11 protein-coding genes are annotated in these 14,767 nt (G+C 48.2%); 5 read left to right on the top strand and 6 right to left on the bottom strand.

Annotation, left to right across the window (positions count from 1 at the left end):
* Nucleotides 1–14: 14 nt before the first annotated feature.
* Both IY568_RS02260 and uvrA read right to left on the bottom strand, forming a co-directional pair.
* Entirely contained in the window at nt 15–1,085 is a 1,071-nt protein-coding gene (locus tag IY568_RS02260) for a hypothetical protein (RefSeq protein WP_194866666.1), read from the bottom strand.
* Between the two features lie 64 nt (nt 1,086–1,149).
* A complete protein-coding gene (uvrA, locus tag IY568_RS02255; protein ID WP_194866665.1) occupies nt 1,150–3,969 on the bottom strand; it encodes an excinuclease ABC subunit UvrA in 2,820 nt (939 codons plus the stop codon).
* A gap of 124 nt (nt 3,970–4,093) precedes the next feature.
* Between uvrA and IY568_RS02250 the strand changes: the two genes are divergently transcribed.
* The 3 genes from IY568_RS02250 (at nt 4,094) to ssb (ending at nt 7,046) form a co-directional block, all read left to right on the top strand.
* Complete coding sequence (locus IY568_RS02250; RefSeq protein WP_125558583.1) at nt 4,094–4,846, top strand: substrate-binding periplasmic protein; 753 nt, start codon at nt 4,094–4,096, stop codon at nt 4,844–4,846.
* Nucleotides 4,847–4,943: 97 nt separating this feature from the next.
* Nucleotides 4,944–6,311, top strand: coding sequence for an MFS transporter (locus IY568_RS02245; protein ID WP_125558581.1), 1,368 nt, complete (start codon nt 4,944–4,946; stop codon nt 6,309–6,311).
* Nucleotides 6,312–6,338: 27 nt separating this feature from the next.
* On the top strand, nt 6,339–7,046 hold the full coding sequence (gene ssb, locus IY568_RS02240) for a single-stranded DNA-binding protein (protein ID WP_138538356.1): 708 nt from the start codon (nt 6,339–6,341) through the stop codon (nt 7,044–7,046).
* A gap of 101 nt (nt 7,047–7,147) precedes the next feature.
* On the opposite strand, the gene IY568_RS02235 is transcribed toward ssb, so the two are convergent.
* Genes IY568_RS02235 through IY568_RS02225 form a run of 3 tightly spaced genes read right to left on the bottom strand, consistent with a single transcriptional unit; the run spans nt 7,148 to nt 9,490 of the window.
* Nucleotides 7,148–8,386 (bottom strand): serine hydrolase domain-containing protein, encoded by a 1,239-nt coding sequence (locus tag IY568_RS02235; protein WP_138538355.1) that lies wholly within the window; start codon nt 8,384–8,386, stop codon nt 7,148–7,150.
* Nucleotides 8,387–8,420: 34 nt separating this feature from the next.
* On the bottom strand, nt 8,421–9,143 hold the full coding sequence (locus IY568_RS02230; RefSeq protein ID WP_194866664.1) for a hypothetical protein: 723 nt from the start codon (nt 9,141–9,143) through the stop codon (nt 8,421–8,423).
* Between the two features lie 2 nt (nt 9,144–9,145).
* Nucleotides 9,146–9,490 carry a PadR family transcriptional regulator gene (locus IY568_RS02225; protein WP_125558573.1) on the bottom strand — a complete coding sequence of 115 codons (345 nt, stop codon included), beginning with the start codon at nt 9,488–9,490 and terminating at the stop codon, nt 9,146–9,148.
* A gap of 337 nt (nt 9,491–9,827) precedes the next feature.
* Between IY568_RS02225 and IY568_RS02220 the strand changes: the two genes are divergently transcribed.
* Nucleotides 9,828–11,465, top strand: coding sequence for an EAL domain-containing protein (locus IY568_RS02220; protein ID WP_125558571.1), 1,638 nt, complete (start codon nt 9,828–9,830; stop codon nt 11,463–11,465).
* Between the two features lie 22 nt (nt 11,466–11,487).
* Here the strand turns inward: IY568_RS02220 and IY568_RS02215 are convergent, their stop codons facing one another.
* On the bottom strand, nt 11,488–12,390 hold the full coding sequence (locus IY568_RS02215; protein WP_194866663.1) for a 1-aminocyclopropane-1-carboxylate deaminase/D-cysteine desulfhydrase: 903 nt from the start codon (nt 12,388–12,390) through the stop codon (nt 11,488–11,490).
* A 211-nt stretch (nt 12,391–12,601) separates the two neighbouring features.
* Here IY568_RS02215 and IY568_RS02210 point away from each other — a divergent pair, with 211 nt between their 5' ends.
* Entirely contained in the window at nt 12,602–14,632 is a 2,031-nt protein-coding gene (locus tag IY568_RS02210; protein ID WP_194866662.1) for an SUMF1/EgtB/PvdO family nonheme iron enzyme, read from the top strand.
* Nucleotides 14,633–14,767 lie beyond the last annotated feature (135 nt).

The raw sequence follows: 14,767 nt of genomic DNA, 5'->3' as shown, positions 1-14,767 counted from the left end.
AGCCGGATATTCACTTAGCGGTTTCGGAACTGATGGCCGATGGCCGCTGAGATGCAGGGTTTAACAACAAATTCATAGCGGGCAGGATCGCCCTCAATTTTAGTAATTTCCAGCAGTTCGTAGTCGTTTAACTCGATGATCCGCGTGCCTGGTGCAATTTCACACCGGGAACGGCTGTCCGATTCATACTCGTAGATAAAGTAAGTCAGCGCGTTTTGCAGATGGCGTTCGTACTTATCAGCATTCTTTTCAAATGCTGATAACTGGACTTTGAGTTCGTTTAGCTCCGCCTGTTGTTCAGCCAGTTTCGCTTGCTCTGTGTCATTGACTGCTGAGCCTGCTATGGCGTCGATTGTGGTGTGTGTAAGCGTATTGTCGGCGTCATCTTGCATCGTAATATTGAGTTGGATCGACTGACCGGTAAAGCCTTCTACGATATGGCGTAAAAAGCTATTTACACCACGGGACATGCCCGTTGAGGAAATAAACACCGCCATTTGGTAGAGCAAAAATAACCCAAAGAAAAAGCGCACGAGTCCGGTGGTAACAGGGTACTGGTAGTCTGGACTATGCCACCATTTATGGAGCCCAAATGGGCGCAGCAACATCAGTACGAATAAATAAACTGGCTGAATAAGTTGCAGCAGGATCAACAGTAAAATGCTGGTGGTCACAAACCAGGTCGGAACAGATAACAGCATGCTAAAGTTGTGCGAGTAGGGCAGGTGATCTGCATTCACACCCGTGATGTCATTTACCAGTCCTGCTGCTTGGGCAAGCGCATAGTTGGCAATAAACGCGTAAAACAGCAAAATCACGGCTTTGCCTGGCAGGCTTTCCCAAAGGTGGATAAACCTCGGCCAGAATTCTCTGGTCATGGCTATCAGTGCGAGGACCGACGCCCCCAGATAAAGCGAGCTGTCTTCAGGCAGTTCATTGAAGATGGCAAGCAAACACAGCATGGTTGCTGAAAAGTAGCAGCGTTGTGCCACATTCAGGGTGTGCCAGAATACCAGCCATTTTTTTTGCAGTGTTGAAAAAGGGCCTACAACAGGTTGTATTGCGCTGGGAAGTGCCAGTTTCATTGTTATTATTCCATTCCCTGACCGTGAAAGTGAGTGGGGAGCATGGCTCCCCTTGCTCGCTCCGTTATAGCATAGGCTTGAGGTATCGACCAGTGTGAGAAGCTGTACACTCAGCAACCTCTTCCGGGGTGCCAGCAACTAGGATCTGACCACCGCCAGCACCGCCTTCCGGGCCAAGGTCGACTATCCAGTCGGCAGTTTTAATGACATCCAGGTTGTGTTCTATCACCACTACGGTATTACCATGGTCACGTAATCGGTGCAGTACAACCAGCAGCTGCTGAATATCATGGAAATGCAGACCTGTGGTTGGCTCATCAAGGATATACAGGGTTTTACCAGTGTCTCGTTTAGATAATTCACGGGCAAGTTTGACCCGCTGCGCTTCACCACCAGACAACGTTGTTGCTGCCTGGCCGAGTCGAATGTAGGACAGCCCCACATCCATCAATGTTTGTAATTTGCGTTTGATGGCTGGGATCTTATCAAAGAACTCACGGGCATCTTCTACTGTCATTTCCAACACTTCATGGATGTTCTTGCCTTTATACAGGACTTCTAAAGTTTCCCGGTTGTAGCGTTTGCCTGTACAGACATCACAGGGCACATAGACATCGGGTAAAAAGTGCATTTCGACTTTGATCACACCGTCGCCCTGACAGGCTTCACAGCGGCCGCCTTTCACATTGAAACTAAAGCGGCCAACCTTGTAACCCCGCGAGCGCGCTTCCTGGGTACCTGCGAATAACTCCCGGATCGCTGTAAAGATCCCGGTATAGGTGGCCGGGTTTGAGCGTGGTGTGCGTCCGATTGGACTTTGATCTATGTCGATCACCTTGTCAAAATGCTCCAGGCCTTCGATGGACTGGTAAGGTGAAGGCTCAGCAACCGTTGCTCCGTTAAGTTCTCTGTGTGCCAGTTTGAATAGGGTGTCGTTGATCAGAGTTGACTTGCCAGAACCAGACACGCCGGTGACGCAGGTCATCAAGCCAAATGGGATCTTGAGATTCACGTTTTTAAGGTTGTTTCCACTGGCGCCATTCAGTGCCAGCCATTGCTCACTAGTTTGATGACGCTCAGCAGGTACGGCTATGGCTTGCTGCCCACTGAGGTATTGGCCAGTCAGTGATTTTGGGTTTGCCATGATGTCTTCGCGGCTGCCTTCTGCGACCACATAACCACCGTGCACACCGGCACCAGGGCCGATATCTATAATGTGGTCGGCTGCACGAATAGCATCTTCATCATGTTCAACCACGATAACGGTATTGCCCAGATCACGCAGGTGGGTGAGGGTGCTCAGTAATCGATCATTGTCTCTTTGGTGTAGCCCGATCGACGGTTCGTCAAGTACGTACATGACGCCCACAAGGCCCGCACCTATCTGGCTTGCTAGTCGGATCCTTTGGGCTTCACCACCTGAGAGCGTATCGGCACTACGTTCCAATGATAGGTAGTTCAGACCGACATTGATCAAAAAGGACAAACGGTCACGGATCTCTTTGAGTACCTTTTCTGCGATCTTGGCCTTTTGACCGCTGAGGGTCAGTGCATCAAAAAAGTCACAGGCTTCGCCAATACTCATGGTCGTGACCGTCGGTAGATTGGTGGCACCAATAAAGACGTGACGAGCTTCTTCTCTCAATCGAGAGCCATTACACTTAGGGCAGGCTTGACTGGTTTGGTATTTAGCCAGCTCTTCGCGGACTGAGGCCGATTCCGTTTCTCGGTAACGGCGGTTCATATTGTTTAATACGCCTTCAAACTCATGGTTTCGGGTGATTAAGTCTCCGCGGTCATTGCGATAGTTGAAGGCTATCTTGGTTCGCCCCGAGCCTTCCAGCACCACCTTTTGTGCGTCGCTTGATAAGTTCTGAAACGGTGTTTCGAGGTCAAAGTCATAGTGTTCAGCGACTGAGCTGAGCATCTGATAATAGTAAAAGCTGCGTTTATCCCAGCCTTTAATGGCGCCACCGGACAGACTCAGCTCGGGGTTTTGTACTACCCGGCTGGGGTCAAAGAACTGCCTGACACCCAGTCCGTCACAGCTTTGACAGGCTCCGGCAGGGTTATTGAACGAGAACAAACGAGGCTCCAGCTCGGTCATGGCATAGCCACACGTCGGGCAGGCAAAGTTAGCGGAAAACACCAGTTCTTCATCCAGGCTGTCGTCCATGGCAGCCACCACGGCAATGCCATCCGCCAGCTCCAGCGCCGTTTCAAAGGATTCGGCCAACCTTTGCTCCAGTCCCTCTTTGACCTTGAAGCGGTCAACGACTACCTCGATGGTGTGCTTTTTGTGTAGTTCCAGGGTCGGCGGATCGGATAAGTCGCATACTTCACCATCAATGCGGGCACGAATAAAGCCCTGGCTGGCAAGTTGTTCAAGGAGTTTAACATGCTCCCCTTTACGATTTTTGACCACCGGGGCCAGCAGCATTAATTTGCTGCCTTCAGGGTGACCCAGTACGGTATCGACCATTTGACTGATGGTCTGCGCTTTCAGTGGCAAATCATGAGTTGGGCAGCGAGGTTCACCAACACGTGCGAACAACAAGCGCAGGTAATCGTAAATTTCCGTGATGGTACCTACTGTTGAACGAGGATTGTGAGAAGTAGACTTCTGCTCAATAGAAATGGCCGGCGAAAGTCCTTCGATGTGATCGACATCGGGTTTTTCCATCAGTGACAAAAACTGTCTGGCGTAAGCAGACAGGGATTCGACATAACGGCGTTGCCCTTCAGCATACAAGGTATCGAATGCCAATGATGATTTGCCAGACCCCGACAGGCCTGTGATCACGATGAGCTTGTCGCGCGGTATTGTAAGAGAAATGTCTTTGAGGTTGTGCGTGCGTGCACCTCTAACTTCTATTTTATCCATGGTGGCCTTATTTGCTGTACAAACTTACAGTGTTTTTCTCAGAGTCCAAGAGTACCCTATCCAGCCTGTAAAATTAAGCTATCTTGGCTAAACTTACGATAAACCTTGAAGCCGGGGATCACATTTGTACTGGTTCGCTCTAATCTGGGTGCTGTTTACGCCGTTCGTGGTTGGGTGTGAGCTGATTGTCCGGTTTGAAAATTACGCTGCACAATCGCGTTTAGACACTAAGTTGAAGTGGCATGGTCTGGATGTGGATTTTGCCAAGGCACTGCTTGATGAGGCTGGCTGCGGTTATCAGTTTATTAATGTGCCCTGGGGTCGGGCGCTGAAAATGCTGGCTGAGGGCGAGCTTGATATGGTGCTCAGTGTCAGTCGTACACCAGAGCGGGAGCAGTTTGCCTACTTTATTGGCCCGCAAAGAATGGAAACCATAGTGTTTGCAATGAATCAGTTGCGCCCTTATCCAGTGCAAACGCTGTCTGATCTGTTTAAGCTCCCGGTGCCCGTAGCCATTCAGAAGGGGGCGTTTTATGGTCATGTATTTAACGAGTTACTGTTACGAGAGCAGACAAAAGACGAGTCGCAACGCTTTATTTATGTGGCCGATAATCAACGCAAGCTTAGCTTACTTAAACATGGCAGGATCGCAGGCTTTTTGGAAGAAAAATTCAACGTGCTGTATCAGTCGCAACATAATCCTGACTTTGCTCATATCACAATGAGTTCGCTGGTGGTCAACCGTGAGCCCGTCTATTACGCGCTGAGTAGGCAGTCGGTCTCGGCTCAGGACTTACGGCAGCTTGTAAGCGCATTTGAACGATTACAACATTCAGGTCGATTAACGCGGATCCTGGCAAAGTATGGATTAGACTAAACGTCGGCTTTTCTCACTAAAATCTGATCTGGTCGTCAACACTTGGTTACTTTTTTGCTAGACTAGCGCCTGTTTTTGTCTTAGCCAAATAAGTGTCATGTCGAAACAATCACTTAACTCTCTTGAAAAACGTGCAGCCATTTCACTGGCAAGTGTCTTTGCCTTTAGGATGCTGGGGCTGTTTATGTTGATGCCTGTGTTGGCTATCTACGGTCAGTCGCTCACTGATGTGTCGCCATTGTGGATTGGTCTGGCAATTGGTGCTTACGGGCTGACGCAGGCGTTGCTGCAAATACCTATGGGCTGGCTGTCCGATAAGTTTGGTCGTAAGCCTATTATTGTTGCCGGTTTAATTATGTTTGCCATCGGATCTGTGATAGCGGCACTGGCTGAGTCAATTTACTGGGTAACGGCAGGCCGTGCTCTTCAGGGGATGGGTGCCATTGCAAGTGCCTTGCTGGCCTTGGCGTCTGATCTGAGTCGTGATGAGCAAAGGCCAAAAGTCATGGCTGTGATTGGCATGTGTATCGGCATGAGCTTTGCTGTGGCAATGCTTTTAGGCCCAATGGTTGCCGCGGCGTTTGGCATTGCGGGGATCTTCTGGCTGACCGCCGCGTTGGCATTATTGGGGATCGGGATCGTGTTGTTTATTGTGCCTGGCGCTGTAAATCGCGCGCCAAAAGGAGATACCGTCGCCAGCATGGCGGATATTCGTAAACTGGTGCGCCATCCACAGCTGGTCAGACTGGACCTTGGGGTGTTGCTGCTACACTTAACATTGACCACCTTGTTTGTTGCGCTTCCGGGCCAGCTGATTGCCGACGGCTTAGTCGCGCAAGATCACTGGCAATTGTATATTCCGGTTTTATTACTTGCGTTTGTTTTGATGGCCCCGCTGATGATAGTGGCGATCCGCAAACAAAAAGAGAAGCAGGTATTTTTAGCGTCGATTGCGCTGCTCGTGGTGAGCACGCTGGCGTTGATCCCGGCGGCAAACTCGTTGATCGGCATTGCAGTAGCAATGACAGTATATTTTATTGCTTTTAACTTTCTGGAAGCAACGATGCCTGCGTTGGTATCGCGCATTGCACCTGCCACTCAAAAAGGCTCGGCGATGGGGGTCTTTTCCTCCTCGCAGTTTTTTGGCGCATTTGCGGGTGGTGTGATGGGCGGCTACCTGGCCCAGCATTTTAATCCTCAAACTGTGTTTGCTGCGGCTGCGGCAATTGGGGTAATATGGCTATTTATTGCGTGGCGTATGCAAATCCCGGTGCGAAGTAAAACACTTAGTTTTGTTACTGAGGTTGATGAGCCTGAAAAAGCCGATGCGTTGGCGGATCAGCTGGTCGCATTACCCGGGGTCATCGAAGCGACCGTTGTCAGTGAAGAAAATCGTACTTACTTGAAAGTAAACGATAAAGAATTTGATTTAAACCAAGCAAAGCAAGCCCTGGGCTTGCGCTAGCTTGCAATAGTGTGAGGAGAGGGTGCCATGGCACGCGGTGTAAACAAAGTTATTTTGGTTGGTAATTTAGGCCAAGATCCTGAAGTACGTTATATGCCTAACGGAAACGGCGTAGCGAACATCAGTATTGCAACGACCGATAGTTGGAAAGACAAAAACACAGGTCAGATGCAAGAGCGCACTGAATGGCATCGTGTTGTGCTATTCGGTAAGCTGGCAGAGGTAGCAGGCGAGTACCTGCGTAAAGGCTCACAAGTCTATATTGAAGGTCGCTTACAGACGCGTAAGTGGACAGATCAAGGTGGTCAGGAACGTTACACCACAGAGATCGTTGTTGATATGGGTGGCCAGATGCAAATGCTGGGCGGCCGCGGTGAACAAGGTGGCGGTCAGTACCAGGGTGGTCAACAGGGCGGCCAAAACTATGGTCAGTCCAACTATGGCAATAATGCGAATCAGGGCGGTCAGTCTCAGTACGGACAACAGCAACAAGGTGGATTCGCGCCTCAGCAGTCTCAACAGCCTCAGCATAACCAACAGCAAGGCGGTGGTTTTGGCGGAGGCCAGTCAATGGGACAGCAACCGCAGCATAATGCGCCTGCCCAAGGTGGGTTTGCTCCTCAGCAAGGCAATGCAGGTGGTAACGCAGGTGGCAATGCCAGCAGCAATGCAAGTGGCAGCGCCAGCAACCCAATGGAACCGCCCATTGACTTTGATGACGATATTCCGTTCTAATCAAAGACTGAAATATCAGTGTTGAAAAACAATCAAAAAAAGCCGCTAGTAAGCGGCTTTTTTTAGTTTATTGGAAAATGAATGATCTGTTATCTGTGACGCTAATCGATAAAGGCTGGCAAAATCTGCTCAGCGACAATTTGTTGTGTGGCATGGTCCACATGATGCGCCGTTATGGCAATAATTAGGTCTAATTCTTCTATTAGAATGATGTATATGCCACCCCCGCCTTGTGCTGAAACACTCGAATATTTTTTATCTTTGTATTGAAGGTCTGAACTCCACCAATAATAGCCATAACCCTGGTTAGAGACGTCTTTGCCATCTCCGAAAATCTCATCATCTCCCGTGGTGATAAGTTTACTGGTGGATCTGGTCATAAAATCACGATTAATTATTTGCTTGCCTTTCCATTTGCCCTTATTTGCGGCGAGTATGCCCATTTTTATCATGTCTCTTGATGTTAAGCTCGACCGCCATATTGACTCAGGTAAGCCGCTCGGTGCAGTTTTCCAGGCAAAATTTGTGATGTTTAATTGCCCCAATAATTCTGTCTTAATGAATGTTTCAATATTGCCGGGGACTACAGCCGCAAGTACCTGCATAATCAGTTGAGGACCAATATCGTAATAAAAGCCTTTTGACTCGGGCGTTATAGGTGCGCTGTGTTCGAAAAGAAATTGAATTTCCTTCTGACCTGGGACTAATTCAGGACGTTCCAGCAAAGACTTACGGGTTGCATCGCTGATCCTAAGACCTGTTGTCATTGTTAAAGCCTGGTGTAATGTAATATGACTTGCACCATCAACAAATTTTGCAGCGTCCAGTTTGTTCAGAAAGCCAGCCACGGGTTTGTCCAAATCTTCCATGCTGAGGTAACCCAGTTGCATGGCACGACCAAGCAACATGCCTGTGTAAGCTTTAGTAACGGATGATTGGGGGTGAGATAAATCTACGCGCCCTCTGAGGTAATACGACTCAAATACCAGCTTGCCTTTGTGGTGAATTAAGAGGCTGTCAAAATTACCGTGTTGTCCTTTGGCAAGCTCATCAGCCAGTGCAAGAATAGTGGCTTTTTTACCGCCATCAATGCCCAGCTCACCAACGGCTAAACCATCGTTTCTGGGGGCAGGCTTAACATCAATGAACGCCTGTGGCAGTACCGAGATATCCCAAAACTCACGATTTATGTCAGGTTGTCTCCAGTGTTGTATGATTGCTTCCTCAGCGCTGGCTGTGGGTGCCATTTTATTTATTGACTCTAAATGTACTTCATTACTTATGCTTGCAAAGCTACAGACAATCAAAGGCAGTAGTAGTGTGTATTTCACGCGAGCCATAACTTCTCCCTATAGTTCTATTTCATTGACTAAATTAAAGATGTTCTGCTTGTGACTGCTTTAGTTTGCGATGGATAATGTAGCTTACTGGGGGCAGCAGATATAAAAGGCAAAGCACACCTGTCGCAACAATGGGTCCTATTTGGTTTGCTTCAAAGTGATAATTTGCGATGTGTATGATGCCCCATATGTAAGGAATGAAAGCAAGTGAATAACCACTTACGGCGAGTTTTATGATGGAAGCTTGTTGTTCTTTATATAAATGGAGGAGCAGTGCGATACTGAAGAATGAGATGATGAAAGACTCGAAATGTATAAACATTCCCCATTCTGCCAGCGCTAAAATGTCCCAAAAATTGTGCCAAAAGTGTGTACTAAATAGTGCCATATGAATTTTCCCTTGTAACAGTTCATCCCAAAACGTGTCAGAAATAGAAGTGGGGTCGCTCAATATGGACAGCAAAACAATTAAACCTGCAGTTGTAATGAACATGATAAGTGGTAAGTAAAAGTTCAATCGCCCTAACATTTCAACAGAAGCTAATTTCTTTTTTAGATAAATCATGCTTGTTTCAAGAGTCTGTTGCCAATACCACTGATTGGCACGTTTAAGATTCTGCTTTGCCAGTATATTAAACTCTTCTTCAAGGTCACCCAGAACGCTTTCTAGCAGTCGATTAGGAAGCAACATAGAGAGGACTTTATTTGCCAATACTGGCGGTTTGGCATCTGGTTCTTTGTCAGAGTAGAGGCTCATAGCTAACCCTCCTGGCTTAAAGAATGTCGAACAGAGAGTCCTTGCCATAAAGTGTCCATGGCCTGTCTGGCACGTTTAAGTGCACTGTGGCCTTGTGCTGTTACTTTGAAATAGCGTTTTGCTCGTCCACCTCGCTGCGCTGTGGCTTCACCCAGCCGTGATTCCACCATACCTTTACGCTCTAATCGCTCTAGTGTTGAATAAAGTGCGCCAATGGCGACATTACGATTCACTTGCTCTGCCAATAGTTGTCTAATCGCTGCACCATACGCTTCATTGTCAAGTTGCAGTAATGCAAGCATCGTCATTTGTTCGAATTCACCCAAGAATTTATCTTTGTCAGACATAACAGGAAGTCCTTAAAATTTACTTTCCTTATTTTTACTACAAAATAGTAATTTCCTGCAAGGTATTATTACTACAATGTAGTTTTATTGTGGATCACACTGTCACTGAAGTGTAACTGAGGTGTGTTGGGAGCAAAGAGATAGCACGGAGAGGGGGAGTAAGAGCGAGTTAGCAGAAGTAGGGCCTTGAAACGCAGGTTTATGGATTAAGACACTATTGCTATAACGCGGGCCTGGCAGTGTATATTCGCCCACGGAGGAATCTGCTCCAGGCAACTTGAGTTTTAGCCTGTCTTGAACAAAACTTGATACAGGGTTTACTGGCTTGTGTAGCAGCATGCGTCGATTATTAAAAGCTGACAAAGAAGTCTTTACCGGGTGGGGTGTACGCGCGGTGATTGTGGTTGTCTGGTTACTCGTCAATGGCGCGCTTTGGCAATTCACCCATGCACAGGTAGTTCAGCAAGCGGGCCAGCTACAAAGCCACTTCGGGCAATTAGACGCCTCCGTGAGTGGAAGTCGGGTCGGTGAGTTTTCTACGCTGGTGCATCATTATGGGTTTGCAGCCGAAACACAGACTGCGAGTATCTGGCTTTGGGCCATAGAAAGCGTCAAGTTTCAGTTTGCTGACACAGAACTGTACCTCTCTCCCGCACCCATTGTGCAAGATTGTTTACCTGTTGTCTTGTTTATGAACTGTTTGATGTTGGTGGCAGGCTATTTACTCTCCAGGTGGATGGGCAGTCTTTCGCGCGCAGAGCTGTCAGCCACGCAAGCACGGGCTATTACCTCTGAGTTATCTCCTGATATACAGGCTAACGCAGTAGAAGCGAGCCGAAAGGTATCTGTGTTCGCGATGTTGAAGTGGCGTCAAACATTGCCAGAAGAGCTGGATCCGCAAAGTCATTTTAGTGTGACGCTGGCTCGCTGTTTCTCAAAGTACGAGCGTTGTTCGTGTAAGTACTTATCTTCTGGTGCATTGGTGATGACGTTAGCGCCCGTTGATAAAGTAGATGTTGATGCTCTGGCGAGGCGGATCCATGAAGTGGTGTATCAGGCCTTACTTACATTCAGACCTGATCTGTCACGCAGTGCGGTGAAGTGTGGCGTGTGCTTTTATACAAAAGGTGCTGATCAGGCGATGGTATATCAGGTTGTACGTTCGGCACTGAGCATTGCGCAAAGCAATGTCTGGCAGCATGTCCATGTTATGCCGTTGAATCACACCCTGAGCACCAGTTTACGACGAGCAGAAAGCGAGATTATGGATGACATAAAAGCCGGGCGATTTATGTTGTTCTTTCAGCCGTTATTTGGCTTTGCGCAACAAGATGTGATCCAAAGCGAAGCGCTGTTGCGGGTGCGCCACCGATCATTGGGATTGATGTCCGCTGGGCAATTTATTCATAAAATTCATCGGGCAGAGCATCTGATGCTGCTGGATAAGACCATTTTACGCCATGCTCTCAACGCGCTTGTTAAAGAACCTGCCGGTTTTTCTGTGAGTGTTAACTTGCATGTCCTCAACTGGAGTAACGTGGAGTTCATTGACTGGCTGCGTGAGCAGGTGATGACGTCTGGCCGGACAAGCGACATTGCTTTTGAGCTGGCACTCCAGGACTTCTATCAGCATGAAGAGTATTGTTGTCAGGTACTGACGGGCGTGTCTGAAGCCGGGTGTCGGTTTGTCCTGGACCATGTCAACGCGCCGTTAAAGCTCGAAGCTCTGCGCCGGTTTGGCCAAGTAACAGCGCTTAAACTGGCATTTGAGCTGATTCACGAAGTGCACCATTCTGCAAAGCGGCGCAGTGTTGTTCGCCAAATTGTCGCTCAGGCTAAAGAACTCGGCGTGCCGGTATATGCTGTGGGTGTAGAAACCAAAGAAGAATTTGAATGCATAACAAAACTGGGTGTGGATGGCGCGCAGGGCTATTACTTTAGCGCGCCATTGTTACAGCTGGAGCAAAGCCTGTAACATCAGCCCTGTGAGTAAGGAGCTAGATGAGGTTACGGTAGCGCAGGCCGTCTAAGCCTTGCAGCCCACCACTGTGGATAGCAATGATGCGACTGCCACGCGGAAAATACCCTTGCTCAATGAGTTTCCACAAGGCATATATCAGTTTACCCGTGTAAATCGGCTCCAGCGGTAGTGCATGTTGTTGGCGCATACGTAGGCAAAATTGCCACAGCGCGGCTGAAAATTTACCGTAACCGCCATCATGATAGTCATGTAAAATCTGCCAGTTGGTGCGCTGTGCCGCAAGCGGGTTTAACCTCTGCACTTCATCATTTAGGTACTTAGCCCCTTTTAACACACTGATCCCCAGTAACTGGCTGTCGTCACTTAGCCCATCAAGCATTCCTGCTAATGTGCCGCCGCTTCCGACCGCGCAGCATACAAAATGACTTTCAGGCAGGCTTTGAGCCAGTTCCTGACAACCTTGCAGGGCATATTGATTGCTGCCCCCTTCGGGAACGATAAAAGTATCTGGAAATCGGTGTTGCAACTGTGTCAGATAATCGGGGTCATTACGTAATCTATATTCCTGGCGAGAAACGGCATGCAGCGTTATGCCACAGGCTTTGGCGAAGCGGATGGTCGGGTTGTTCTGATCCAGTTGTGGGCCCCGGATAATGGCACTTCCCTGAATCCCAAACTGCTTACAGGCCATGGCTGTGGCATAAAGGTGATTGGAGAAGGGACCGGCAAAAGTGAGTAAGGCTGATTGTCGTGCTTGCTTCATTGCCTTGAGGTTATATTTGAGCTTACGCCACTTGTTTCCCTGAATTGTTGGATGGAGTAGATCATCGCGTTTGACGTGCAGTGAAACACCCGCAGCGTCGAGCTCTGGTGCGCGGATCAGTTGTAATGGCGATTCAGGAAAATCAAGCTTGTCCATCTGAGGTTCAGTCTGTGTCGTTTCGTATCGAATAGCCGCTATTATTTCATGAAAATCTTGGTAGAACACTGGTAAGGAAGTGGCTAATAGTTGTAAACTCAGATATTAATTGTGCTAGGCTTGTGTTTTGCTTCTTAAGTACATAGCATTAAGCGCTAAATTATAAAAAATAACAAAGACCAAACAACTGCCGCTGTTGGGAATGGAATTTATGCAAATTGCTCCTTTATCTCTTTTTGTCTCTGCGACCCTTTTATCTTTAAGTGTGTCGGCGCAAGATACTGCAACTGTGACTGCCATTGAATCTGAGCGCACTGAAAAGCAAGCTGAATTAGATAACTATACTCAGGTACTCGAAAAGCATCTGAGCGAAGAAACGCGTTTACAAGCACAGCTTGACCTGTTGCGACAGCGTTCGGCGGAGCTGGATAAAGAAAAGAATCAGGCACTTGATGCGATGAACGACATTTATCGACGTCTGATTGATGACCCTTCATTGGATATCTCAGCGGCACAGAGCAGATATCAGCAAGCAGTTGCAGAACACAAACAAAATAAAGAAGACATAGTGATGCAGTTGGCGGCGATTGCATCACATCGCAAAGACATAGAGCAAATCCGCGTTACCAAGCATACGCTCGTGAACACCATTGCCGGCTTGAATGATCAACTGAGTACCGCCCGGATTGAACGTTTACGCAACGAGTTCAGCCGTGAAGGCACGCTTGAAGTGGATCACACCATTAACTGTAAACGCACCGAAACCTTAGCGGCATGCGAACAACGTGGTCAGCAATTGGGTCTGCAAAAAGCAACCAAGCACTTTATCGATCAAATCTTTGCAAATTTGACCGAGCAGCGAGTAGTGGAACCAAAGCGACATCTGGCGGGTGCTCAGGTGCAGGTAGTGAGCAGCCATGTGGTTGGCAGTGCATTCAGTGGTCAGGGAAATTATAGTGTTAATCTGAGTGTGACGATGCGCGGAGACGTCAATAATAGTCGTCTGTGTAGCTTGCTCAACCTGGATAATCGCTATTGCAGCGAATACGGTTCGCCGTTGGCGCTGGGTTATCAGGCCAGCTATCCGACCACGTACAGCGATGAACAGCTGACATTTTCAAATGAGTTATCAAAAAGTACGCCTGTGGTCAGTGTTGCAACACTGCCAGCGTCTCCGGATATCACGGCGGATATTGCCCCTCAACCACCCAAAAATCGTGAAGTAGAGCTGACCTTACGCTCTAATGTGTATGACGATGAAGTCTTTATTAACGGTGTCAGCTATGGTTCCACTAAACTTGTGGTGAATCTGCCAGCGGGTATGCATGACATTGAGGTGCGCAAGCTGGGATACGAACCCTATAAGGCTAACCTAAATTTGCGACGAGCCCGGACCCTAAATGCCCGGCTGGTAAAAAAGCCTGAGTCGATTGCTGCACCGACACCAAAAAGCGAGCAAACTCAACCAGTACAACAAGTCGCGATAGCACAACCTCAACCCGTTACAGTTGTGAACCCAGACAGGATCATCAATGAAACCGTGATCATTCCTGCTGGTAGCTTCAAAATGGGCGACTTGACAGGTAATGGCTTGGCGAATGAGCGCCCTGTGGTAGAAAAAGTGCTCAGTCATTCATATGTGATGCAGAGCAAAGAAGTTACAGTTGCTGAGTTCCGACGTTTCATTGATAGCTCTCAGTATGTTACTGAAGCTGAGAAAGGCAAAGGTTGTGCACATTATAAAAATGGTGAACCTGTCTGGGAAATTGACTTTAGCTGGCGTTCGCCTGGCTATGAGCAAGCGGATGACTTTCCGGTCGTGTGTGTCTCATATGAAGATGCCAAAGCTTATGCAAACTGGTTATCTGGCGACCAGGGGATGCAATACCGTTTGCCAAATGAAGTTGAATGGGAATATGCCGCGCGCGGTGATACTACCTCGGAATACCCCTGGGGTAATGAAATAGGCCGCAATCAGGCTAACTGTGGTTGGTGTGGCAGTGAATGGTCAAACAAAAGTCCTGCGCCGGTCGGTCAGTTTTCTGCCAATGCCTATGGGCTCTATGATACCGTGGGTAATGTCTGGGAGTGGACGCAAAAGCGCGCTTCGCAGGACGACGTAACGGTACGTGGCGGCGCCTGGAACTTTGCCCCAAGCCTTGCTCGTGTTTCTACACGTTTGGCCCTGGCTCCGGATTTTCGGGCCAACTACATTGGATTTAGATTAGTTAGAGAACGCTAAGGCTGTTTAATGATGCCAATGAGGCGGCGTTATCCATGCCTGTGCAGCTGTGTTACAGACACAGAGTGAAATATTTCAACGCAGTGGCCTTAGCCACTGTATGGTTTGCAAAAAGAATTCTTTAAAGGTTACCCA

This window comes from Pseudoalteromonas sp. PPB1 (assembly GCF_015356275.1).
Lineage (GTDB): Bacteria > Pseudomonadota > Gammaproteobacteria > Enterobacterales > Alteromonadaceae > Pseudoalteromonas > Pseudoalteromonas rubra_D.
Note: the sequence above shows the minus strand (reverse complement) of the source record. Positions and strands in the feature narration are given on the sequence as shown.